The organism is Blastococcus goldschmidtiae (assembly GCF_031845325.1).
GTDB lineage: Bacteria > Actinomycetota > Actinomycetes > Mycobacteriales > Geodermatophilaceae > Blastococcus > Blastococcus goldschmidtiae.
On sequence record NZ_JAVREI010000013.1, the window covers coordinates 44,769 to 66,752 of the forward strand.

Genomic DNA, 21,984 nt, shown 5'->3' on the forward strand with positions numbered 1-21,984 from the left:
GACGCATGACGGAGCTCGAGAGCGAAGCGATGGAGGCGGAGTTCGACACCGTCGCCGGCTGGACCGAGGAGGCCGTCCGGGCGCTCGGGCGGGGTCATGCGATCCCGGCCGGGTGCCGCGGCAGCGGCAGCGAGGGGGCGCTGCGCTGGCTGGCCGACCGGCTGGAGCTCCACCCCGGCAGCCGGGTGCTCGACTCGGGCGCGGGCGTGGGCGGCCCCGCCGCCTGGCTGGCGGCCGAGCGGGGGGTGCGGCCGATCTGCGCGGAGCCGATGGCCGCGGCGGTGCGGGCCTCCCGGCGGCTGTTCGGGCTGCGCTCGGTCGTGGCCCTGGGCCAGCAGCTGCCCTTCGCCGACGCGTCGTTCGACGTCGCGGAGTGCCTCGGGGTCCTCTGCACGACCTCGGACAAGGCGGGTGCGCTGGCCGAGCTGCGTCGGGTGCTGGTCGAGGGCGGGCGCCTGGGCCTGCTGGTGTTCGTCGCCGACGGGCCGCTTCCCTCGGCGCCACCGGAGGGCAACGAGTTCCCGTCGGAGGCCGAGACGCGCCGACTGCTGGGCGACGCCGGATTCGAGCTGCTCGAGACCGCCGAGGTGGATCCCTCCGACAGCCCGGAGGAATGGATGCAGGCGGCCGACGCCGTCGACGCGGAGGTCGAGCGCCGGCACGGGGACGACCCGGCGTTCCGGCAGGCGCAGGAGAACTCGGGGCGGGTCGGCCGGCTGCTCTCCGACGGCGCGCTGCGCCCCTGGCTCGCCGTCGCCGTCGCCCGCTGAGGTGCAGGTCGCGGGGTCGCTGCTCCGAAACGCGCGGGACACATCCCCGAACTAGGTTCGGGCCCATGGCTGACCTCTTCGACGGCTACCTCCTGGGGCAGCAGTGGGACGAGATGTTCGGCGCCGTCGGTGATCCCCGGCCCGCCTACGCGGGCCTGTTCGCCTCGCTGCAGCCGATCGACGGCGAGGAGCTCGCCGCACGGGCCGACCTGCTCAGCCAGACCTACCGCGACGCCGGTGTGACCTTCGCCCACGCGGGCGAGGAGCAGCCCTTCCCGCTCGACATCGTGCCGCGCGTCATCGGCGCCGAGGAGTGGGACGTCATCGAGCGCGGCGTCGCCCAGCGGGTGCTGGCGCTGGAGGCCTTCCTCGACGACGTCTACGGCGCCGGCCACGTCTTCGCCGACCGGGTCGTGCCGCGCAGCGTGGTGACGACGAGCGCGCACTTCCACCGGCAGGCGCACGGGCTGGTCCCACCGAACGGCGTCCGCGTGCACGTCAGCGGCATCGACCTGGTGCGCGACGAGGCCGGTGACTTCCGCGTGCTCGAGGACAACCTGCGCTCGCCGTCCGGGGTCAGCTACGTCATCACCAACCGGGCGGCGATGAGCCAGGTGCTGCCCGAGCTGTTCGCCGACCACCGCATCCAGCCCGTCGACGACTACCCGACCCGGCTGCTGGCCGCCCTCAAGGCCGCCGCGCCTTCGAACGCCGCCGACCCGACCGTCGTCGTCCTCACCCCGGGGGTCTACAACTCCGCCTACTTCGAGCACGCGCTGCTGGCCCGCCAGATGGGCGTCGAGCTGGTCGAGGGCCGCGACCTGGTCTGCGCCGGCAACCAGGTGAGCATGCGGACGACGGACGGGCAGCGCCGCGTCGACGTCATCTACCGCCGCATCGACGACGAGTTCCTGGACCCGGTGCACTTCCGGCCCGACTCGGTGATCGGTTGCGCCGGGGTGCTCAACGCCGCCCGCGCCGGCCGGGTCACGATCGCCAACGCGGTGGGCAACGGCGTTGCCGACGACAAGCTGCTCTACACCTGGGTGCCCGACCTGATCCGGTACTACCTGGGGGAGGAGCCGGTGCTGCAGAACGCCGAGACCCACCGGCTCGACGACCGCGACACCGTCGAGTGGGTGCTGGAGTCGCTGGACCAGCTGGTGCTCAAGCCGGTCGACGGCTCCGGCGGCAAGGGCATCGTCATCGGGCCCCGGGCGGACGAGAAGACGCTCGAGGAGCTGGCCGTCAAGGTCCGCGCCACCCCCCGGGACTGGATCGCGCAGAAGCCCATCGGCCTGTCCACCTGCCCGACGCTGATCGGTGGCCGGATCGCGCCGCGGCACGTCGACCTGCGGCCGTTCGCGATCAACGACGGCGAGAAGGTGTGGGTGCTGCCCGGCGGGCTGACCCGCGTCGCGCTGCCCGAGGGGGAGCTGGTGGTCAACTCCAGCCAGGGCGGCGGCTCCAAGGACACCTGGGTGCTCAGCCGCCCGCGTCCGGTGGACGACGATGCGGCCGAGGACCCGGCGCGCGACCTCACCACCATCGAGTTCACCGCGGCCGACCTGCCCGACGAGCCGCCGGCGCAGGACCCGGGCCCGGTCAACGACAACGCACTCGCCCAGTCCCAGCAGCAGCAGCAGTCGCGACCGGCGGGGGGCGCAGGATGCTGAGCCGGATCGCGGAGTCGCTGTTCTGGATCGGCCGCTACGTGGAGCGGGCCGACGACACCGCCCGGATCCTCGACGTGCACACCCAGCGCCTGGTCGAGGACCCGTGGATCGACGAGCGCCGGGCGTGCGCGAACCTGCTGGCGCTGATGGGCTCCCCGGATGCCGTCGGGGTGGAGGGGCGGGAAGAAACGCAGCCGGAGGCCGACACCGAGCGGGTGCTGGCCGCTCTGGCATTCGACCGGGCCAGCCCCAGCTCGATCGTGGGCGCGCTGTCGGCCGCCCGCGAGAACGCCCGGGGCGCCCGCGAGGTGCTCAGCGCCGAGATCTGGGAGTCGCTCAACGTCACGCACAACGCGCTGCCGCAGCAGCGCACCATGGCCCGCCGGTACGGCCCGCACTCGCTGTTCCGGTTCGTGCGCGAGCGCTCGGCGATGGTGTTCGGGTTGGCCGACGCCACGATGAGCCGCGACGAGAGCTGGCTGTTCCTCATCCTGGGCCGCTCGCTGGAGCGGGTGGACATGACGTCGCGGATGCTCTCCACCCGCGTGCTGGCCGGTGACGCGGCGCCCTCCTGGACGCTGGTGCTGCGCTCCACCGGCGCCTACGAGCCCTACCTGCGCACCTACCGCGGCGTGGTCGACTCCAGCCGGGCCGCGGAGTTCCTGCTGCTGGACCGGCTCTTCCCGCGGTCGGTGTTCGCCTCGCTGGAGCAGGCCGAGGCGTGCCTGGCGGAGCTGGAGCGCTCCACGGTGCGGGACGCCGCCCGGGTCGGCGTGGCGGGCGAGGCCCACCGCATCGTCGGCAGGGCCCGCACGATGCTGGAGTTCATGAGCACCCCCGACCTGCTGGCGCAGCTGCCCGCACGGCTGGAGGAACTGCAGCGCACCTCCTCGGCGGCGAGCGCCGCGGTGACCCACCGCTTCTTCACCGAGCAGGCCCCGCAGGTGTGGGCGACGGAGGAGGCAGGGTGAGCGGACAGGGGCGTGAGCATCGCAGCGAGGCGGCCGCCGACAGGGAGGGAGCATCGCAGCGAGGAACGAGCGAGGAGCGGATCGACCGCGGAGACGGCCTGGGCATGCGAGCGAGGACCGGAGCGCCCCGCGGGAGCGAACGGGGGGCGGTGAGCGGGCGATGACCCAGTTCCAGACGCAGGTCCCCGCCGCGCGCACCCCCGGCTCCCGCTGGCGGCTGCAGATCGTGCACCGCACCCGCTTCCACTACAGCGGACCGGTGCGCTCGTCCTACAACGAGGCCCGGCTGACGCCGGAGAACAGCGCCCGGCAGACGACGCTGCGCTCGAAGGTGGAGATCGAGCCGGGGGCCACCGCCTACCCCTACCGCGACTACTGGGGCTCGACGGTGACCGCCTTCGACCTGCACACCCCGCACGCGGAGCTCGTGGTCACCGGCACGTCGATCGTGGAGGCCGGACCGGACCTGGCCGCGCACGACCGGCTGGGCTGGGCCGGGCTGGCCGGCCGGGAGGTGCGCGAGCAGTTCGGCGAGCTGCTCGCCCCGACGTCGCTGACCGCCATCGACGACGACGTCGTCGCGGCCGCCCGGGACGTCGTCGGCGACGCGATCCCGCACGACGCCGGACCGCTGGTGTGCCGGTTCGTGCACGACCACATGGAGTACCTGTCGGGCTCCACGAACGTGAAGACCAATGCGATGCAGGCCTGGACCCGGGGCTTGGGCGTCTGCCAGGACATCACGCACGTCACCGTCGGCGTCCTCCGGGCGCTCGGCCTGCCGGCCCGCTACGTCTCGGGCTACCTGCACCCCCGGCCCGACGGGGGGATCGGCGCCGCCGTGACCGGGGAGAGCCACGCCTGGGTCGAGTGGTGGGACGGCGGCTGGAACGGCTTCGACCCCACCAACTCCGTCCCGATCGGCAACCGGCACGTCACCCTCGGCCGGGGGCGCGACTACGGCGACGTCCCGCCGTTCAAGGGGCTGTTCTCCGGTCCGCGCAGCGAGGGGCACACGGTGACCGTGGAGGTCACCCGCCTCGCCTGAGAAAGGACCCCCTGCCCCCCATCGCTCGCAGGCTCGCGACGGGCCCCTGCAGGGGGCCACGGCGCGCCGCGCGGCGATGGAGTGACTACACGCCCCTGAGCTGCCAGGATGCCGCGGGTGCCCCGGCCGGTCGGCGCGGGCGGAGCGGATGAGGGTTCATGCGTCGTCGGTGGTCGGTGCTGGGTGTGGCGGCGTGCGTGCTGGTGGCTGCGGGGTGCACGAGCGAGCCCGAGGAGGCGGCCACCGAGGAGGCGGCCACCGAGCGCGCGGCCGAGGGCGAGGGCTGGACGGTGCTCGTCTACTCGATCGCCGACACCGACCTCGAGCCCTACCTGCTCGCCGACCTCGCGGAGTTCGCCGAGGTCGGATCGAACGAGAACCTGCAGGTCGCGGCCATGGTCGACCGCGCCGAGGACTACAGCAGCGACCCGATGCTGGGCATCGACGACTGGGTGGGCGCCAAGTACGTCTCCATCGGACAGGGCAGCGCCGAGGAGCTCGAGGAGCTCGGCGACGTGGACACCGGTGACCCCGCGCCGCTGGCCGAGTTCATCGCCCAGGGCATCGCCGACCACCCCGCCGAGAAGTACGCGCTGGTCATCAGCAATCACGGCGCCGCCTGGCCGGGCGTGGGCGGTGACGAGGGCTCCGACCACAGCGTGCTCTCCCTCGAGGAGCTGCGCGGCGGCATCAGCGACGGGCTGGAGCAGGCCGGGCTGGACAAGCTGGACCTGCTCGGCTTCGACGCCTGCCTGATGGCCACGTACGAGACGGCCAGCATGATGGCGCCGCTGGCCGACCGGATGATCGCCAGCCAGGAGCTGGAGCCCGGCCACGGCTGGGACTACCGGGCCTTCCAGGTCGCCGCGGACGACCCGGCCGTGGACGTGGACACGCTGGGGAAGTCGATCATCGACGGGTTCGCCGCTCAGGCGCAGGCCCAGGGCACCGGCGCGGACATCACCCTCTCGATGGTCGACCTGAACCGGATGGGCGACGTCGACGCCGCCGTCGCCGACTTCAGCGACGCGCTCAGCGAGCGGGCGGCGGACGTCGCCCCCGTGGTGGGGCGCGAGCGCGCCGAGGTGCTCTCCTTCGGCCGGGACCCCGACCCCACGGTCGACACCCACATGGCCGACCTCGGCCTGCTCGCGGCGCAGATCGGCGTGGACGCCCTCGACGTCTCCGACCAGGCCGATGCGCTGATCCGGGCGATCAACGACGCCGTCCCGTACAAGGTGGCCGGGCCGGCGGCGCAGGGCGCCAGCGGGTTGTCGATCTACTTCCCGCCGACCGAGGACCTGCTGAACGCCGACTACGCGTCGGTGGAGAGCGCGCAGGCCTGGGGTGGCTTCCTGTCCAGCTACTTCGAGGCCGGGTCCGCGATCCCGGAGGACCGGAAGCCCAGCTTCGAGACGGCCGACGGCGAGGTGGAGTCCTACTTCGACGACTACGGGCTCAACCTCGAGGCAGTCTTCGACGCGGCGGCCGAGGACAACGTGGTGTGGTCCTCGATCAGCTACGGCGAGGTGGGCGAGGACGGGTCGGTCACCTTCTTCGGGGAGGAGCAGGCGGAGGTCTCGGACGACGGGTCCGGGACCGTCCTGGGCAGCTACGACCTCACCGCCATGACGATCAGCGACGGCGTCGACACCTCGTACGCCTACCTCACGGTGACCTGGGGGGACGAGGACGCCGGGTCCGCCACCATCGACGTCCCGCTGGCCTACTACGCGCCGGGCGAGGACGAGGAGTACCGCGACGTCACGCTGACCATCGCGTTCGACCCCGAGTCGGGCGACGTGCTCAACGAGACCTACTACGCGAACACGGAGGCCGGCACGTACGGCGAGCTCACCACCGACCCCGAGGGCATCATCGTGCCCAAGCTGCTGGTGGTCGCCCCCGACGGCACCGAGTCCTGGGAGCCGGCCACCGACGTCGGCCTGTTCGCCGACCTGCCGAACCTGCAGTACGGCTTCGAGCCCCTGGAGAGCGGCACCCCGCTGTACGCCCAGCTGACCGTCACCGACTTCGGCGGCAACAGCGACTCGGTCTCCACGGAGGTGGTCGTCCCCTAGAAGGACCGCCCTTCCCCCCACGCCTCGCAGGCTCGGCGCGGGGCCCTGAAGGGCGGCCGTTCCAGGCCGTCACCAGGCGGGGGATACTGGGCGGTGATGAGCGCACCCCTGAATCTGGTCAACCTCGAGCGGGTGCACAAGGCACACGGCACGACCGTGATCCTCGACGACGTCTCCCTGGGCGTCGCCGCGGGCGAGCGGATCGGTGTCGTGGGCCGCAACGGCGGCGGCAAGAGCACGCTGCTCTCGCTGCTGACCGGCACCGACGAGCCCGACTCCGGCCGGGTCACCCGCCGCGGCGACCTCGCCATGGGGGTGCTCGACCAGCTGGGCACCCTGCCGGCGGGGACGACGGTCCGAGACGTCGTGCTCCCGACGACGATGTTCGCGAACGAGCACGAGTGGGCCGCCGACCCCGCCGTCCGCAGCGTGCTCGCGGGGCTCGAGCTGGACCGGATGGGCCTGGACGCCCCGGTCGCCCCGATGTCCGGTGGTGAGCGGCGCCGGGTCGCGCTGGCCGCCCAGCTCATCCGCCCGCTGGACCTACTGGTGCTCGACGAGCCGACCAACCACCTCGACGTCGAGGGGGTCGCCTGGCTGGCCGAGTACGTCAACCAGCGCGCCGGCGGCCTCGTCGTCGTCACCCATGACCGGTGGTTCCTCGACGAGGTCTGCACCACCACGTGGGAGGTCGCCGACGGCAGCGTGCACGCCTACGACGGCGGCTACTCCGCCTACACGCTGGCCCGCGCGGAGCGGGCGCGGATCTCCTCGGTCACCGAGGAGCGGCGGCAGAACCTGGTGCGCAAGGAGCTGGCCTGGCTGCGCCGTGGCCCGCCGGCCCGGACCAGCAAGCCGAAGTTCCGCATCGAGGCGGCGCAGGCGCTGATCGCCGACGAGCCCCCGGCGCGGGACGCGATGGCGCTCAAGGGCTTCGCCGCCCGGCGCCTGGGCAAGACCGTCTACGACGTCGAGGACGTCGCCTACGCGGTCCCCACGGACGACGGGCCGCGCACCCTGTTCGAGGACCTCAGCTGGAACGTCGGCCCGGGTGACCGGATCGGCATCGTCGGCGTGAACGGCGCCGGCAAGACCTCGCTGCTCAAGCTGCTCGTCGGCGAGACGAAGCCGGACGCGGGCACGATCGTCGTCGGGCAGACCGTGGCGCCGGCCTACCTGTCGCAGCACGTCACCGAGCTGCCGCCGAAGGCCCGGGTGCTGGAGGCGGTGCAGGACGTCGCCCGGCTGGCGCGCATCGGCAATCAGGAGATCTCCGCCTCGACCCTGGCCGAGCGCTTCGGCTTCGCGGCGAACCGGCAGTGGACGCCGGTCGGTGACCTCTCCGGTGGCGAGCGGCGCCGGCTGCAGCTGCTCCGGCTGCTCATGGCCGAGCCGAACGTGCTGGTGCTCGACGAGCCCACGAACGACCTGGACATCGACACCCTCACCGCGCTGGAGGACCTGCTCGACAGTTTCCCCGGCACGGTGCTGGTGGTCAGCCACGACCGTTACTTCGTGGACCGGGTCTGCGACAAGGTCGTCGCACTGCTGGGCGACGGCTCGCTGGCCGAGCTGCCCGGCGGGGTGGACGAGTACCTGCGCCGCCGGGCGGCCGGCGGGGCGCCGCTGACCACGGCGGCCGGCAGCGGTGGCACCCGTCCGGTCGGGGCCCCGTCGACCGCGGGCCCGGCCGTCTCGGCCGCCGACGCCCGGGCGGCGAAGAAGGAGGTCGGCCGGCTCGAGCGCCGGATGCTCAAGCTGGACGCCGACGAGAAGAAGCTGCACGAGCAGCTCGCGGCCGCGGCGACGGACTACGCGAAGGCCGCCGAGCTCGACGCCCAGCTCAAGGCGCTGCACGCGGAGAAGGACGAGGTCGAGGAGGCCTGGCTGGCCGCCTCGGAGCTCGCCGAGGGCTGACGCGCCCGCCTCACCGGCACGGCGTCGGCCTCGCCCTCGCGGCGTCCTCCCTCATCGCGACGCGTCCTCCCTCACCGTCTGCGGTGAGGGAGGACGCTCGACGATCAGGTGACCTGATCGTGGCCGCTCGCCGGCTGGTCACGCCGGGCGGGCGGTGAGCCCATCGCGGTAACCTGGGGCACCGCCGGTGTCCCCCGACGTCTGTGGTCGTCCCCGAGCCCACCCATGACTCCCGGAGACCCGTGCACGCACTCCTGCTCCTCCACCTGGTCGCCGCCGTCCTGGCGCCCGTGCTGGTGCGCCGGTGGGGGCGGGACGCGTTCCTCGCGCTGGCCCTGGTCCCGGCCGCGGCCTTCGTCTGGGTCCTGACGCAGTTGAGGACGGTGACCGGCGGCGGAACGGTGGACCGGAGCATCCGCTGGGTGCCGACCCTGGACCTCGAGGTCGCCCTGCGGCTGGACGCCCTGTCGCTGACCTTCGCGCTGCTGGTCACCGGCGTCGGCTCGCTGGTGCTCCTCTACTGCGCCCGCTACTTCGAGCCCGGGGACGAGGGCAGCGCCCGGTTCGCCGGCAATCTCACCGCGTTCGCGGGCTCCATGCTCGGGCTCGTCCTGGCCGACGACCTGCTGCTGCTCTACGTGTTCTGGGAGCTGACCACCGTCTTCTCCTACCTGCTCATCGGCGGTGCGGGCACCAAGCTGGCCGCCCGCCGGGCCGCCGGCCAGGCGCTGATCCTCACCACCGCCGGCGGGCTGGCCATGCTGATCGGCCTGATCATGCTCGGCGAGACCAGCGGGAGCTACCTGCTCTCCGAGGTCGTCGCGGACCCGGGCAGCGGCCCCTTCCTGGTCGCCGGCACGGTGCTCGTCCTCGCCGGGGCGGTGACGAAGTCGGCGATGATCCCGTTCCACTTCTGGCTGCCCGCCGCCATGGAGGCCCCGACCCCGGTCAGCGCCTACCTGCACGCCGCGGCCATGGTGAAGGCAGGCATCTACCTGGTCGCCCGGCTTGCCCCCGGGTTCGCCGAGGTGCCCGGCTGGCGGCCGATCGTGCTGGGGCTGGGGCTGGCCACCATGCTCGTCGGCGGCTACCGCGCGCTGCGGCAGAACGACATCAAGCTGCTGCTGGCCTTCGGCACGGTCAGCCAGCTGGGCTTCCTCATGACGCTGGTGGGCGCCGGCAGCCGGGAGCTGGCCGCCGCCGGCCTGGCGATGACGCTGGCGCACGCCCTGTTCAAGTCCACGCTCTTCCTCACCGTGGGCGTCGTCGACCACGCCACCGGCACGCGGGACCTGCGCACGCTCTCCGGGCTGGGCCGCCGCCTCCCGGTCGTCGCCGCTATCGGCACGCTGGCGGCGGCGTCCATGGCCGGGCTCCCGCCGCTGCTGGGCTTCGTCGGCAAGGAGGCGGCGTTCACCGCGCTGTGGGAGGGCGGCCTGCCCGACCGCACCGCCGCCGTCGGAGTCCTCGTCGGGCTGGTGCTGGGCTCGGTGCTCACCGCCGCGTACACCGCCCGGTTCCTGTGGGGCGCCTTCGCCCGCAAGCCGGGGTGCGCCGACACCGCGCTGATCCACCCGCCGGGGAGACTCTTCCTCGTCGCGCCCGCGGTGCTTGCCCTCGTCGGGCTCCTCGCCGGCCCGTTCAGCCCGCTGCTCGAGCCGCTGGTCGCCGGGTACGCCGACACCCTGCCGCTGCTGGTGCCCGAGGCGGAGAAGCTCGCGCTGTGGCACGGGCTGCAGCCGGCCCTGCTGCTGTCGGCGCTCACGATCGCCGGCGGAGCGCTGTTGTTCGCCGGCCGGCGGAGGGTGTTCCGCGCCCAGCGCCGGGTGGCCGTCGGGGCGTCGGCCGACGAGGGCTACTGGAACACCCTGCAGGCCCTCGACCGGCTCGCGGTCCTGGTCACCGGGACGACGCAGCGCGGCTCTCTGCCCGCCTACCTCGGCACCATCCTCGTCGTCGTCCTGGTGCTGCCGGGGTCGGTGCTGCTGTTCCGCGCGCCGTGGCCGGAGGAGTGGCGGGCGTGGGACAGCCCCGTCCAGGCCCTGGTGGGAGCGGTCGTGCTGGTGGCCGCCGGGCTGGCGCTGCGCATCCGGCAGCGGTTGTCCGCCGTCCTGGTCGTCGGCGTCGCCGGCTACGGGCTGGCCGTGCTCTTCGCCCTCGCGGGCGCGCCGGACCTGGCGCTGACCCAGTTCCTCGTCGAGACGCTCACCCTCGTGGTCTTCGTGCTGGTGCTGCGCAAGCTGCCCAAGGACATCACCGAGCGGCACCGCCCCCGCGAGCGGGCCGGCCGCGCCGTGCTCGCGGTGGCGGTCGGGGCGCTGATGGCCGCGGCCGGCGCGGTGGCGGCGAGCGCCCGCACCGCGACGCCGGTGTCGGTGGACTACCCCGAGGCCGCCTACGAGCTAGGTGGCGGGCAGAACGTCGTGAACGTGACGCTGGTCGACATCCGCGCCTGGGACACCCTGGGCGAGATCTCGCTGCTCGTCGTCGCCGCCACGGGGGTGGCCAGCCTGGTCTTCCTGCGGAAGCGGACCGGCGCGGTGGACCGGCTGGACCCGGGGGAGCTGGCGCAGCAGGAGACCCCCTCACCGCGCGCCCCCCGCGGGCAGTGGCTGTCCGCCACCGCGTCGCTGGCGCCCGAACGGCGGTCGGTGATCCTCGAGGTGATCACCCGGATCCTGTTCCACACCATCCTGGTCTTCTCGGTCTTCCTGCTGTTCAGCGGGCACAACGAGCCCGGCGGCGGCTTCGCCGGCGGCCTCGTCGCTGGTCTCGCCCTCGTGCTGCGCTACCTGGCCGGCGGCCGCTACGAGCTCGGTGAGGCCGCCCCGGTCGACCCGGGTCTGCTCCTCGGCGTCGGGTTGCTTGTCTCCGGCGGCACGGGGGCCATCGGCCTGATGCTGGGCGCCGAGGTGCTGGAGACGGCGATCCTGGAGACGACGCTGCCGGTGCTGGGCGACGTCAAGCTGGTCACCTCTCTGTTCTTCGACATCGGCGTCTACCTGATCGTGGTCGGCCTGGTGCTCGACATCCTGCGCAGTCTCGGCGCCGAGCTGGACCGACAGGCCGACGAGCACGACCCGATCGACGTCGTCCCCGGCGAGGTGATCGCGCGATGACCCCCACCGTCGTCCTGCCGGTGATTATCGGGGGCCTCTACGCGGCCGGTGTCTACCTGCTGCTCGACCGCAGCCTCACCCGCGTGCTGCTCGGCTTTCTGCTGCTCGGCAACGCGACCAACCTGCTCCTGCTGTCCGCCGGCGGGCCCTCCGGCCTGGCCCCGATCCTCGGGTACGCCGAGGCCGACGAGATAGGCGATCCGCTGCCGCAGGCGCTGATCCTGACCGCCATCGTGATCACCTTCGGGATCGCGGCCTTCCTGCTGGCGCTCATCTACCGGTCGTGGCGGCTGGTGCGGCAGGAGGTGGTCGAGATCGACGAGGAGGACCGCCGCATCGCCCGCCGGTCGGCCACCGACGCCGACGACATCGACCCCGACGACCTGGCTCCCGAGGACCGGCCGGCCATGCACGAGGACACCTTCGCGGCCGACGCCGACGTGGAGCGCGGCCTGGCCGAGAACTACGCGGGCATCCCCTCCGACGACGTCGACCTGCCCCCGACGCGGGGGAGGAACCGGTGATCAGCGTCCTCACGCCCCTGCCGGTCCTGTTGCCGCTGCTCGGCGCGGCAGCGGCCCTGCTCGTCGGCGGCCGGCACCCGCGGACCCAGCGGACGCTCAGCATCCTGGTGCTGGGCTCGGTGCTGGCCGTGTCGGTGGCGCTGCTCGTCCTGGCGGACGCCGACGGCGCGGAGGCGATCTCCGTCGGCGGCTGGCCGGTGCCCCTGGGCATCGTGCTGGTCGTCGACCGGTTGTCCGCGCTGATGCTCGTGGTCGCGGCGACGGTGGCGCTCGGGGTGCTGATCTTCGCCGTGGGGCAGGGCGCTGCCGACGGCGACGAGGAGACGCCGATCTCGATCTTCCACCCGACGTTCCTGGTGCTGATCGCCGGCGTCGCCAACGCCTTCCTGGCCGGCGACCTGTTCAACCTCTACGTCGGCTTCGAGATCCTGCTGACCGCGAGCTACGTCCTGCTCACCCTGGGCGGGTCGGCGCCACGGATCCGCGCCGGCATCACCTACATCGTCGTGAGCCTGCTGAGCTCGCTCCTCTTCCTCGCCGCGATCGCGCTCGTGTACGCGGCCACCGGCACGGTGAACCTGGCCCAGCTGGCCGTGCGCCTGGCGGAGCTGCCCGAGGGCACCCAGCTGCTGCTGCAGTCGGTGCTGCTGATCGCCTTCTCCATCAAGGCGGCGGTCTTCCCGCTGTCGGCCTGGCTCCCCGACAGCTACCCGACCGCCCCGGCGCCGGTCACCGCGGTGTTCGCCGGCCTGCTGACGAAGGTCGGGGTCTACGCGGTGATCCGGACCCAGACGCTGCTGTTCCCCGGGGGCGCGCTGGACGGCGTGCTGATGTGGGCGGCGCTGGCGACGATGCTGATCGGCATCCTCGGCGCGGTCGCCCAGACCGACATCCGCCGGATCCTGTCCTTCACGCTGGTCAGCCACATCGGCTACATGATCTTCGGCATCTCGCTGGCCTCGCAGGCGGGCCTGGCCGGGGCGATCTTCTACGTCGTCCACCACATCGCCATCCAGACGACGCTCTTCCTCGTCGCGGGGCTGGTCGAGCGGCAGGGCGGTTCCACCTCGGTCGACCGGCTCGGCGGACTGGCGACGGCGTCCCCGGTGCTGGCGATCCTGTACTTCGTCCCGGCGATGAACCTCGCCGGGATCCCGCCCTTCTCCGGCTTCATCGGGAAGCTGGGGCTGATGGAGGCGGGGATCTCCGACGGCGGCTGGCTGCCGGTCGTCCTCGTGGCCGGCGGTGCCGTGACCAGCCTCCTGACCCTGCTGGCCATCTCCCGGGTGTGGACGCGCGCCTTCTGGCGGCCCCCGGCGCAGGCGCCGGAGGGCGACACGTTCGAGGCCGCGGCGCAGGACTCCGGGCCCGAGCTCGCGCCCGCGCCCCTGCCCGAGGTGCAGGAGCAGGCCGAGCCCGCGGGGGAGAAGGAGCCCGACAGCAGCCCCTCCGGTGGACGTGCCCTGGCCCGGCGTGCGGCGTGGGAGCGGCACACCGCCGTCGCCATGGCCACCTCGCCGGTCACCGACGGCCTCGGTCAGGACGACCCGCGCGGGCCGTCGCTGGAGCCGCTGCCGCGCGTGATGGTCGGGTCGACCGCGGTGATGGTGGTGGTGACGGTCGCGCTGACGGCGCTGGCCGGGCCGCTGTACGGGGTGGCCCAGCGGGCGGCCGGTGACCTGCTGGACCGGACGCCCTACATCTCCGCGGTCGTCGGTCTGGAGGACGCGCCGTGACCGAGGCGGCCATCGGCACCGGACACCGGCTGCGGCACCAGCTGCCGCTGCTGGTCTGGCTCGTGCTGGTCTGGAACCTGCTGTGGGGCACGTGGTCGTGGGCGAACCTGCTCGGCGGCATGGTCGTCGCGCTCGCCGTGACGCTGCTGCTGCCCCTGCCGCCCGTCGTCGGCGGCGCGCGCCTGCGCCCCGTGGCCCTGGTGCGCTTCGTGGGGCACTTCGTGGGCGACCTGATCAGCTCCGGCGCGCAGGTGGCCTGGCAGACCGTGCGGCCCTCGGGCATCGACCGGAGCGCGATCATCACCGTGCAGCTGCGCACCGACTCCGACCTGCTGCTCACCATCCTGTCCGAGTCGCTCACGCTGGTGCCCGGCTCGATGGTGATCGACCTGGACCGGGACGAACGCACCCTGGCGCTGCACATCCTGCACGTCGGTGACGAGAGCGACGTGGAGCGCCAGCGCGCCTCGGTGCTGGCCGAGGAGGAGCGCGTGGTGCGGGCCTTCGGCTCCCCGGACGAGGTCGCGGCGCTCGACACCCCGCCCGGGACCCGCGTCTCGGGCGACGGGAGGAGGACGCCGTGACCGTCGTCTACTGGCTGGCCTACGGGATGCTCGGCATCGGGGCGCTGCTCGCCCTCGTCCGGCTGGGCCGGGGGCCGTCCCTGCTGGACCGCGTCGTCGCCACCGACACGCTCCTGGTGATCATCGCCGCCGGGCTCGCGGTCCACGCCGGGCTGGACCGGGACCCGACCGTGGTCCCGGTGCTCGTGGTGGTCTCGCTGCTGGCCTTCGTCGGATCGGTGTCGGTCGCCCGGTACATCGGCGGCATGCTGATCCGCTCCTCCGACGACGGCCAGGACGTCGGTCTGCCCGAGGCGGCCGAGGAACGGCTCGCCCGGAGCCAGGAGGCGGACCGGTGAACGACATCGACTCGGTGCCCGACGTCCTGGCGGTCGTCCTGCTGCTGCTCGGGTCGTTCCTGTGCCTCACCGCGGGGCTGGGCCTGCTGCGCTTCCCCGACGTCCTCACCCGGATGCACGCGGGCACCAAGCCGCAGGTGCTCGGCGTCCTGCTGATCATGGTGGGTGCCGCCATCCGGCTCCAGGGCTGGTCGGCCACCTGGATGCTGCTGCTGGTCGCGGTCTTCCAGATGCTCACCGCACCCGTGAGCGCGCACATGATCAGCCGGGTGGCGTACCGGCGTCGGCACGTGCGCCGCGACCGGCTGCTGGTGGACGAGCTGCGCACCGACGTGCGCCCCGACCAGGTGCACCGCGGCGACGAGCCGGCCGATGCGCCGCCGCAGGCGCCCGGAGACGCGCTCGCCCGGAGCCGGCGCGAGGACGGCGAGCTCCGGTAGGCCCCGTTCGGAGGCTCGCCCCGAGCGTGCGAGGGGTGGGAGGAACGGGGTCCTCACCCCAGCTGGCCCAGCCAGAAGGGCAGACCCTGGTCGTCCCGGCACAGGGCCCCCAGCCCGTAGGACTGCCGCTCGATCTCCCCGGCCTCGCCGCCGGCGGTCCGGACGGCGGCGACCGCGGCGTCGATGTCGTCGACCGCGTACATCGGCACCGTGCCCGGCTCGCTGCTGCCACCGCCGATGCCCACCATGGGCGTGGGCCCCTCGACCTGCCAGCCGTCGGGCACCCTGCCCGGCACCGCGGTCCACCCGAGGACGGCGCCGTAGAAGTCCAGCGCCCGCCGGCCGTCGGGCACGTGGAGGGTCAGGTAGACCGCGTCCCCGGGCCTGGGGGCCGGGGTGGGTGCGGGCGGGGCGGCCGGGGAGCTCTGCAGCATCCAGCGGTGGCCGTAGGGATCGATGAGCCGGCCGCCGCGGCCGTAGGGCTCGTCGGTGGCGGGCCGCTCGACCGCCGCCCCCGCGCTCTCGGCGCGGCTCATGGCGGCGTCGACGTCGGGCACCGACAGGTGCAGGGAGACCGGCGGCTTGCCGTCCCCCGGCCCGCTCAGGCCGTACTCCGGGTACTCGTCGGCGAGGTAGAGGGTGGCGCCGGCGAGCTCCAGCTCGGCGTGCCCGACGCGGTCGCCGTCGAGGTAGGGGTCGCCGACCGGACGGGCGCCGAAGGCCTCGGCGTACCAGCTGATGGCGGCACGGGCGTTCCGCACGACCAGGTACGGGGTGATCGCGGACATGGTGGTCCTCCTCGTCGGGGTGGTGGGGCGGGTGGCCGGCACAGCGGTGGTGGGGCGGGTGGCCGGCACAGCGGTGGGGACAGCGGGCGCCTGCTCGAGCAGCTCGCGGCGGAGCCGGTCGCGCAGCGCGGCGGCGTAGGCGGGATCGGGGTCGACGGGAGTCGTGGGGCGGGCCAGGGCCCGGAACGGCCGCTCGGGATCGGTCACGGGGCACCTCCCGGCTGCTCGGTGGACTCGTACTGGCGGCGGAACGCGGCGCGGGCGCGGACGAGCAGGGCCTCGGTGGCGTGCAGCGTGCGGTCCAGCAGGGCGGCGACCCGGGGGACGGGGAGGTCGTCGAGGTACCGGAGGGTGAGCGCGGCCCGGTGGGCGGGGGAGAGCTGCTCGAGCACCTGCTGGGCGCGCAGCGCGTCGAGCTCGTCGTCCCAGGGGTCGTCGGCGGCGTCGGTGCCGCCCTCGAGCAACCGCAGTCCGCGCTCCTCGCGCTCCAGCCGGCGCCAGTGGTCGACGAGCTTGTGCCGCGCGGTGCCGATCAGCCAGGCCACGGTGGTGGGCCCGCCGCCGTCCCGCTCCGCGCGGACGGCGGCGAGGAAGGTCTCGGCGGTGAGGTCCTCGGCCAGCGCGCGGCGGCCGCACCGGGCGAGCAGGTAGCCGTAGACCTCGGGGAGGGCGGAGTCGTAGAGCGACAGCAGCCCGGGATCGGGCGGTGGTCCCACCGCGCGCGATCCCGGGCTGCTCATGCCCCTCCGTCGTCCGGGGCGCCCGCTTTCCGACGGCCCCTCCGCAGGATCCTGCCCCGAGCGTGCCAGGGGTAGGGGGCGGAGGGGTTCTTCCGCTACCGCTGTGCCCGGTTGACCGCCGAGACGACGGCGCGCAGCGACGCGGTGACGATGTTGGCGTCGATGCCCACGCCCCACAGGACGCGGTCGCCGACGGCGCACTCGACGTAGGCGGCGGCGCGGGCGTCCCCGCCGGCGGACAGGGCGTGCTCTGCGTAGTCGAGCACCCGGACGTCGACGTCGACGCTGTGCAGGGCGTCGACGAACGCGGCGATCGGCCCGTTGCCGCGGCCCTCGAGGGTCACGGGCACCCCGGCGTCGACCAGCTCCACGACCATCTCGTCGGACCCGTCGCCGTTGGCGGTGTGCCGGTGACCGGCCAGCCCGAACCGGCCCCACGGGGCGTCGGGGTCGGGCAGGTACTCGCTGGAGAACGCCGCCCACATCTGCCCGGCGGTGACCTCGCCACCCTCGTCGTCGGTGTGCTGCTGGATGACGGCGCTGAACTCGATCTGCAGCCGCCGGGGCAGGTCGAGGTGGTTCTCGGTCTTCATGATGTAGGCGACGCCGCCCTTGCCGGACTGGCTGTTCACCCGGATGACGGCCTCGTAGCTGCGGCCGACGTCCTTGGGGTCGATCGGCAGGTACGGCACGGCCCACGGCATCCGGTCGACGGTGGTGCCGGCGGCCGCGGCGTCGGCGTCCAGCGCCTTGAAGCCCTTGTTGATGGCGTCCTGGTGGGAGCCGGAGAAGGCGGTGTAGACCAGGTCGCCGCCGTAGGGGTGCCGCTCGTGGACGCCCAGCTGGTTGCAGTACTCGACCGTGCGGCGGATCTCGTCGATGTCGGAGAAGTCGATCTGCGGGTCGATGCCCTGGCTGAACAGGTTCAGGCCCAGGGTGACCAGGTCGACGTTGCCCGTGCGCTCGCCGTTGCCGAACAGACAGCCCTCGATGCGGTCCGCGCCCGCCCGGTAGCCCAGCTCGGCGGCGGCCACGGCGGTGCCCCGGTCGTTGTGCGGGTGCAGGGACAGGACGACGGAGTCCCGCCGGCCCAGGTTGCGGTGCATCCACTCGATCTGGTCGGCGTAGACGGTCGGCTCGGCCATCTCGACCGTCGCCGGCAGGTTCAGGATCGTCGGCCGGTCGGGGGTGGGCTCCCAGACGTCGGTGACGGCGTCGCAGATCTCGACGGCGAAGTCGAGCTCGGTGCCGGTGAAGGACTCGGGGGAGTACTCGAAGCGGATGTCGGTGTCGCCCATCTGCTCGGCGAACTTCCGCACCACCCGGGCGCCGTGCACGGCGATGTCGACGATGCCGGCGCGGTCGGAGTCGAAGACCACGCGCCGCTGCAGGGTGGACGTCGAGTTGTACAGGTGGACGATCGCCTGCTTCGCCCCGCGCAGGGACTCGAAGGTCCGCTCGATGAGCTCGTCCCGGGCCTGGGTCAGCACCTGGATGGTGACGTCGTCGGGGACGAGATCGTCCTCGATCAGCTGCCGGACGAAGTCGAAGTCGGTCTGGCTGGCCGCCGGGAAGCCGACCTCGATCTCCTTGTAGCCCATGCCGACCAGCAGCTGGAACATCCGCCGCTTGCGGTCGGGGGTCATCGGGTCGATCAGCGCCTGGTTGCCGTCGCGCAGGTCGACCGCGCACCAGCGCGGGGCCTGGGTGGTGACCGCGTCGGGCCACGTGCGGTCGGCCAGGACGACGGGGGTGAAGGGGGCGTAGCGGTGGATCGGCATCCGCGAGGGCTGCTGCGGATGGCGCGCGTGGGGATGGGCGGGGTGGGGGTTCGTGCTCACGGGAAGTGCTCCTCTGGCGCGGGCTGGACTCAGCTCCGGTGGGGCGGTCAGCAGGCGCCGGTGGGGCGGTCACGGCGGGACACCGCGGCGAGGGGGCCGACCTAGGAGAGGGCCTCGCCGCGGCGGGTAAGCAGGAGGCTGCCGCGCACGCGCCCACGGTAGCAGCGCTCCGGTGCCGGGCGTGCGAATCCGGCCGGTGGAGGGCCGCGTGGCGGCGGCTGGCCGGGGGCGCCGTCCGGCAGGCAGAGTGGCGCGCGTGAGCGGTGCGGAGAAGGCGGTGGCCGGCGGCGTCGACGTCCGGCGCGCCCTGACCGAGGTGGCCGTCGCGGCCACCGCCCGCCACGGCGTGCCCGGCCTCCTGCTGGAGGGCTACCTGCCCGCGCTCCTGGACGTGGCGCGGACCGGGCGCCGGCTGAGCGCGGTGGAGGAGTCCGCCTGCCGCTCCCTGGGCGCCGAGGCCGTCGCCCTGGGGGTCGGTCTGCCCGAGCTCGTCGACGTGTACATGAGCGCGTCCCGGCGGCTGTGGTCGCAGCTGCCCGAGCTGGTCGGCGCCGTCCGGGGCAGGCAGGTGCACGCAGCCGAGCTGCTCGGGATCGGAGAGGCGGTGTGGCAGGCCGCCGACGCCGCGCTGGCCGCGCTGAGCGCCGGCAACGTCGAGGCGCAGCGCCTGCTGGTCCGGCGGGAGGAGGCATCCCGCCGCGAGTTCGTGGACGACCTGCTGACCGGGCGGTCCGACGTCGCCCCGCTGATCGAGCGCGCCGAGGTCTACGGCCTCCGGCTGGCCGCGGGCAACGTCGTGGTGGTGACGGAGTCCGACCGGCCGATCGATGCCGGCACGGGCATCCCGGCAGGCGTCGAGGATGCCGCGCGCGCCCGGTTCGGAGGGCACGGGTTGCTCGTCGCGGCCAAGGACGGCCGGGTGGTGTCCGTCCTGTCCTGCCCGGCGACCTCGTCCGCCCGCCAGAGCGGTGACCTCGGCCGCTCGCTGGCCGAGGTCGCGGGGTCGGTGCTCGCCGGCCACACGGCGGGCGGGCGCTGGCGCGCCGGGGTGGGCCGTCCGCACGCCGGACCGCGCGGAGTGCAGCGCTCCGCGCAGGAGGCCGTGGAGGCGCTCGAGATGGCCCGCCGTCTCGACCTCCCCCAGCAGGTGGTGCACGCCGCCGACCTCCTCGTGTACCGCGTGCTCGCCCGGGACGAGACCGCGATCACCGACCTGGTCCGCGCCGTCCTGGAGCCCCTGAGCGCGGCGCGCGGTGGTGCCGAGGTGCTCGTCCACACGCTCGAGGCCTACTTCGCGGCCGGACAGAACGCAGCGGGCGCCGCGCGGCAGCTGCACGTCAGCGTCCGGGCTCTCACCTACCGCCTGCAGCGGATCCGCGAGCTCACCGGCTACTCGGTCACGGACCCGGCCGACCAGCTGTCCCTCCTCGTCGCGGTCACCGGCGCCCGGCTGCTCGACTGGCCGCACCGGCCCCTGATCCACGACTGACTCCCTGCCACGACCCGGCAACCGCGGCGCGGCGGAGCTGCCCGGACGCCCCGGGGTGGACGGGCGCCGGCCGGGCAGGAAGCCATCCAGGTCACGTCGTCGTCGAAGGAGTTCCTGTGTTGTGGATCGTGCTCATCCTGCTGCTCGCGCTCGTCGGTGGTTTCCTCGGCACGCTGCTCGAGTTCGCGCTCTGGGCCGTGGTGCTCACCGTGCTGGGTATCGCCCTGCTCGGGTTCCTCCTCTACCGCGGGGCGTCCCGCCGGACGTGACCCGCCCCAGGGGCCCGTCGCCGGCCGGTCCGCGGGCTCAGAACTCCTTGCGGAGGCGCAGGCGGAGGGGGCGGCCGTCGGGGTCGACCAGCAGCCGGTAGACCGGCGTGGCCCACAGCCGGGTGAGCCGGGAGAGCTTCTCCGGGCGGTGTGGTCGGAGGCGGCCCGGTGGCCGTGGTCCGCTGCACCCGCCCTCGTGCCACTCGGCCAGCGCCGCCGCGCGGGACTCGAGCGTCGCGACGAAGCGCTCCGGGTCGACGACCAGTTCGTCCTCGCTGCCATCGGGATCCAGGTCCAGGTGCTCGCGGGCCAGCTCCAGCCGCAGGTCGCGCGCGAAGGTGCGTGCGCAGTCGCCCGTCCCGGCCGGGTCCCGGGGCTCGCGAGGGTCCAGCGTGGTGTCGAGGACCGCGGTGGACAGCTCGCTGTCGTGGGTCCAGGAGCGGCGGTTGAAGTTGTCGCTGCCGATGCTGGCCCACACGTCGTCCACCACGCAGACCTTGGCGTGCACGTAGACCGGGGTGCTCTCGTGGTTCTCCACGTCGAAGACGTGCACCCGGTCCTCACCGCCGGCCTGGACGCACAGGTCGATGGCCTGGCGGCGGCCGACGTACTGCGGCGTCGCGTTGAAGGCCCCCTCCTGGTCGGGGATGCGCGGGACGACGACCACCAGGTGCAGATCGGGGTTGTCCGTCAGCGCATCGGCGAACAGTTGCGCGACCTCCGACGACCACAGGTACTGGTCCTCGAGGTAGATCAACCGCCGGGCCCTCTTGACCGCCTTCGTGTAGCCGCGGGCGATCGACCGCTCCCCCTCGGGGGCGAAGTCGTAGCTCGGCCGGAGCTTGGGGTAGGTGCGCAGCGTCTGCACCAGGTGCGGGCCGGCCGGCGGCGGCGGGGGCAGTTCGGGCGGCAGCGGTGAGGGGTCCAGCCGCGCTCGCCGGAACCGGTCGATGACGTAGGCGATCGGGTTGCCCTGCACCGGGCTGGTCGGGTCGTCCCACCGCTCGCGGAACGTCGTGTCGAGGACGGCGACGGCCGGGCCGCGGATCTCGGCCTGGATGTCGTGCCAGGGCGGTGTCGGGCCGTACGCCGACGCCATGTCCACCGCCTGCGGGTCGCCACCGTGCGTGGCGTCGTCGCGACGGCTGTGGCACAGGTCGATGCCGCCGGCGAAGGCGACGTCGCGGGAGGGGTCCGCCGGGCAGCGGATCAGCACGAGCTTCTGGTGGTGGCTGCCCACGCGGCGCACCCGCTGGTCGAGCACGACGCGTCCGCCGTCCTCCTCGATCTCCCGGTCCAGGGCCCGGTTCTGCTCCTTGCTGTAGGAGAGCGCGTCGGTGTGCGAGCGCCAGACCAGGCCACGGACGTCCACGCCGCGGTGCGCGGCGGCGCTGAGGAGCTCGTTCACCGTGGGTCCGTCGGGACGCAGCCGCTGGTCCGGATCGCCGCGCCAGTCGGTGAACCACAGCCGGTCGCCCTCGCCGAGCTGCTCGACCACGTCCACCAGCCGGTCGAAGTAGGCGGCGCCGTGCACCAGGGACCGGACCAGGTTCCCGGCCGTCCACGCAGGGAGGGCGCTGCCGGAGTTGCCGCGCTCCCCGGAGGTCAGCAGCCACTGCGAGGGGTCGTCCATCCGATGATCACATCCGACCC

18 protein-coding genes are annotated in these 21,984 nt (G+C 73.7%); 14 read left to right on the forward strand and 4 right to left on the reverse strand.

Translation table 11 applies throughout. The features are described 5' to 3' along the window. Positions 1-5: 5 nt before the first annotated feature. From RM425_RS16225 to mnhG, 12 genes are all read left to right on the forward strand, one after another. Positions 6-770, forward strand: a complete 765-nt coding sequence (locus RM425_RS16225) for a class I SAM-dependent methyltransferase (RefSeq protein ID WP_311346254.1) — start codon at positions 6-8, stop codon at positions 768-770. Positions 771-835: 65 nt separating this feature from the next. After that, the gene (locus RM425_RS16230) at positions 836-2,446 is read left to right on the forward strand and encodes a circularly permuted type 2 ATP-grasp protein (RefSeq protein ID WP_311346255.1); all 1,611 of its coding nucleotides are present in this window, start codon (positions 836-838) and stop codon (positions 2,444-2,446) included. Then, positions 2,440-3,417, forward strand: a complete 978-nt coding sequence (locus tag RM425_RS16235) for an alpha-E domain-containing protein (RefSeq protein WP_311346256.1) — start codon at positions 2,440-2,442, stop codon at positions 3,415-3,417. Before RM425_RS16230 ends, RM425_RS16235 begins: the two co-directional genes overlap by 7 nt. A gap of 160 nt (positions 3,418-3,577) precedes the next feature. Beyond that, complete coding sequence (locus tag RM425_RS16240) at positions 3,578-4,465, forward strand: transglutaminase family protein (protein ID WP_311346257.1); 888 nt, start codon at positions 3,578-3,580, stop codon at positions 4,463-4,465. 158 nt (positions 4,466-4,623) lie between these two features. Next, positions 4,624-6,546: a clostripain-related cysteine peptidase gene (locus RM425_RS16245; RefSeq protein ID WP_311346258.1), complete on the forward strand. Its 1,923-nt coding sequence runs from the start codon at positions 4,624-4,626 to the stop codon at positions 6,544-6,546. A gap of 96 nt (positions 6,547-6,642) precedes the next feature. Continuing rightward, on the forward strand, positions 6,643-8,463 hold the full coding sequence (locus tag RM425_RS16250; RefSeq protein WP_311346259.1) for an ABC-F family ATP-binding cassette domain-containing protein: 1,821 nt from the start codon (positions 6,643-6,645) through the stop codon (positions 8,461-8,463). A 242-nt stretch (positions 8,464-8,705) separates the two neighbouring features. Next, entirely contained in the window at positions 8,706-11,582 is a 2,877-nt protein-coding gene (locus RM425_RS16255) for a Na+/H+ antiporter subunit A (protein ID WP_311346260.1), read from the forward strand. After that, the gene (locus RM425_RS16260) at positions 11,579-12,106 is read left to right on the forward strand and encodes a Na(+)/H(+) antiporter subunit C (RefSeq protein WP_311346261.1); all 528 of its coding nucleotides are present in this window, start codon (positions 11,579-11,581) and stop codon (positions 12,104-12,106) included. Before RM425_RS16255 ends, RM425_RS16260 begins: the two co-directional genes overlap by 4 nt. Next, positions 12,103-13,842 carry a Na+/H+ antiporter subunit D gene (locus RM425_RS16265; RefSeq protein ID WP_311346262.1) on the forward strand — a complete coding sequence of 580 codons (1,740 nt, stop codon included), beginning with the start codon at positions 12,103-12,105 and terminating at the stop codon, positions 13,840-13,842. Before RM425_RS16260 ends, RM425_RS16265 begins: the two co-directional genes overlap by 4 nt. Beyond that, the gene (locus tag RM425_RS16270) at positions 13,839-14,426 is read left to right on the forward strand and encodes a Na+/H+ antiporter subunit E (protein ID WP_311346263.1); all 588 of its coding nucleotides are present in this window, start codon (positions 13,839-13,841) and stop codon (positions 14,424-14,426) included. Before RM425_RS16265 ends, RM425_RS16270 begins: the two co-directional genes overlap by 4 nt. Beyond that, positions 14,423-14,764 carry a monovalent cation/H+ antiporter complex subunit F gene (locus RM425_RS16275; protein WP_311346264.1) on the forward strand — a complete coding sequence of 114 codons (342 nt, stop codon included), beginning with the start codon at positions 14,423-14,425 and terminating at the stop codon, positions 14,762-14,764. The genes RM425_RS16270 and RM425_RS16275 overlap by 4 nt, the downstream gene beginning before the upstream one ends. Next, the gene (mnhG, locus tag RM425_RS16280) at positions 14,761-15,204 is read left to right on the forward strand and encodes a monovalent cation/H(+) antiporter subunit G (RefSeq protein ID WP_311346265.1); all 444 of its coding nucleotides are present in this window, start codon (positions 14,761-14,763) and stop codon (positions 15,202-15,204) included. Before RM425_RS16275 ends, mnhG begins: the two co-directional genes overlap by 4 nt. A 53-nt stretch (positions 15,205-15,257) precedes the next feature. Here the strand turns inward: mnhG and RM425_RS16285 are convergent, their stop codons facing one another. The 3 genes from RM425_RS16285 to leuA all read right to left on the reverse strand — a co-directional run bounded on the left by RM425_RS16285 (position 15,258) and on the right by leuA (position 18,573). Continuing rightward, on the reverse strand, positions 15,258-16,199 hold the full coding sequence (locus RM425_RS16285) for a VOC family protein (protein WP_311346266.1): 942 nt from the start codon (positions 16,197-16,199) through the stop codon (positions 15,258-15,260). Beyond that, positions 16,196-16,732: an RNA polymerase sigma factor gene (locus RM425_RS16290; RefSeq protein ID WP_311346267.1), complete on the reverse strand. Its 537-nt coding sequence runs from the start codon at positions 16,730-16,732 to the stop codon at positions 16,196-16,198. Before RM425_RS16290 ends, RM425_RS16285 begins: the two co-directional genes overlap by 4 nt. Positions 16,733-16,827: 95 nt before the next feature. Continuing rightward, entirely contained in the window at positions 16,828-18,573 is a 1,746-nt protein-coding gene (leuA, locus tag RM425_RS16295; protein ID WP_311346268.1) for a 2-isopropylmalate synthase, read from the reverse strand. Positions 18,574-18,829: 256 nt separating this feature from the next. Here leuA and RM425_RS16300 point away from each other — a divergent pair, with 256 nt between their 5' ends. Beyond that, positions 18,830-20,062 (forward strand): PucR family transcriptional regulator, encoded by a 1,233-nt coding sequence (locus tag RM425_RS16300; RefSeq protein WP_311346269.1) that lies wholly within the window; start codon positions 18,830-18,832, stop codon positions 20,060-20,062. A 116-nt stretch (positions 20,063-20,178) separates the two neighbouring features. After that, positions 20,179-20,331, forward strand: a complete 153-nt coding sequence (locus tag RM425_RS16305; RefSeq protein WP_311346270.1) for a hypothetical protein — start codon at positions 20,179-20,181, stop codon at positions 20,329-20,331. Positions 20,332-20,368: 37 nt separating this feature from the next. On the opposite strand, the gene RM425_RS16310 is transcribed toward RM425_RS16305, so the two are convergent. Further along, complete coding sequence (locus RM425_RS16310; RefSeq protein WP_311346271.1) at positions 20,369-21,964, reverse strand: phospholipase D family protein; 1,596 nt, start codon at positions 21,962-21,964, stop codon at positions 20,369-20,371. Positions 21,965-21,984 lie beyond the last annotated feature (20 nt).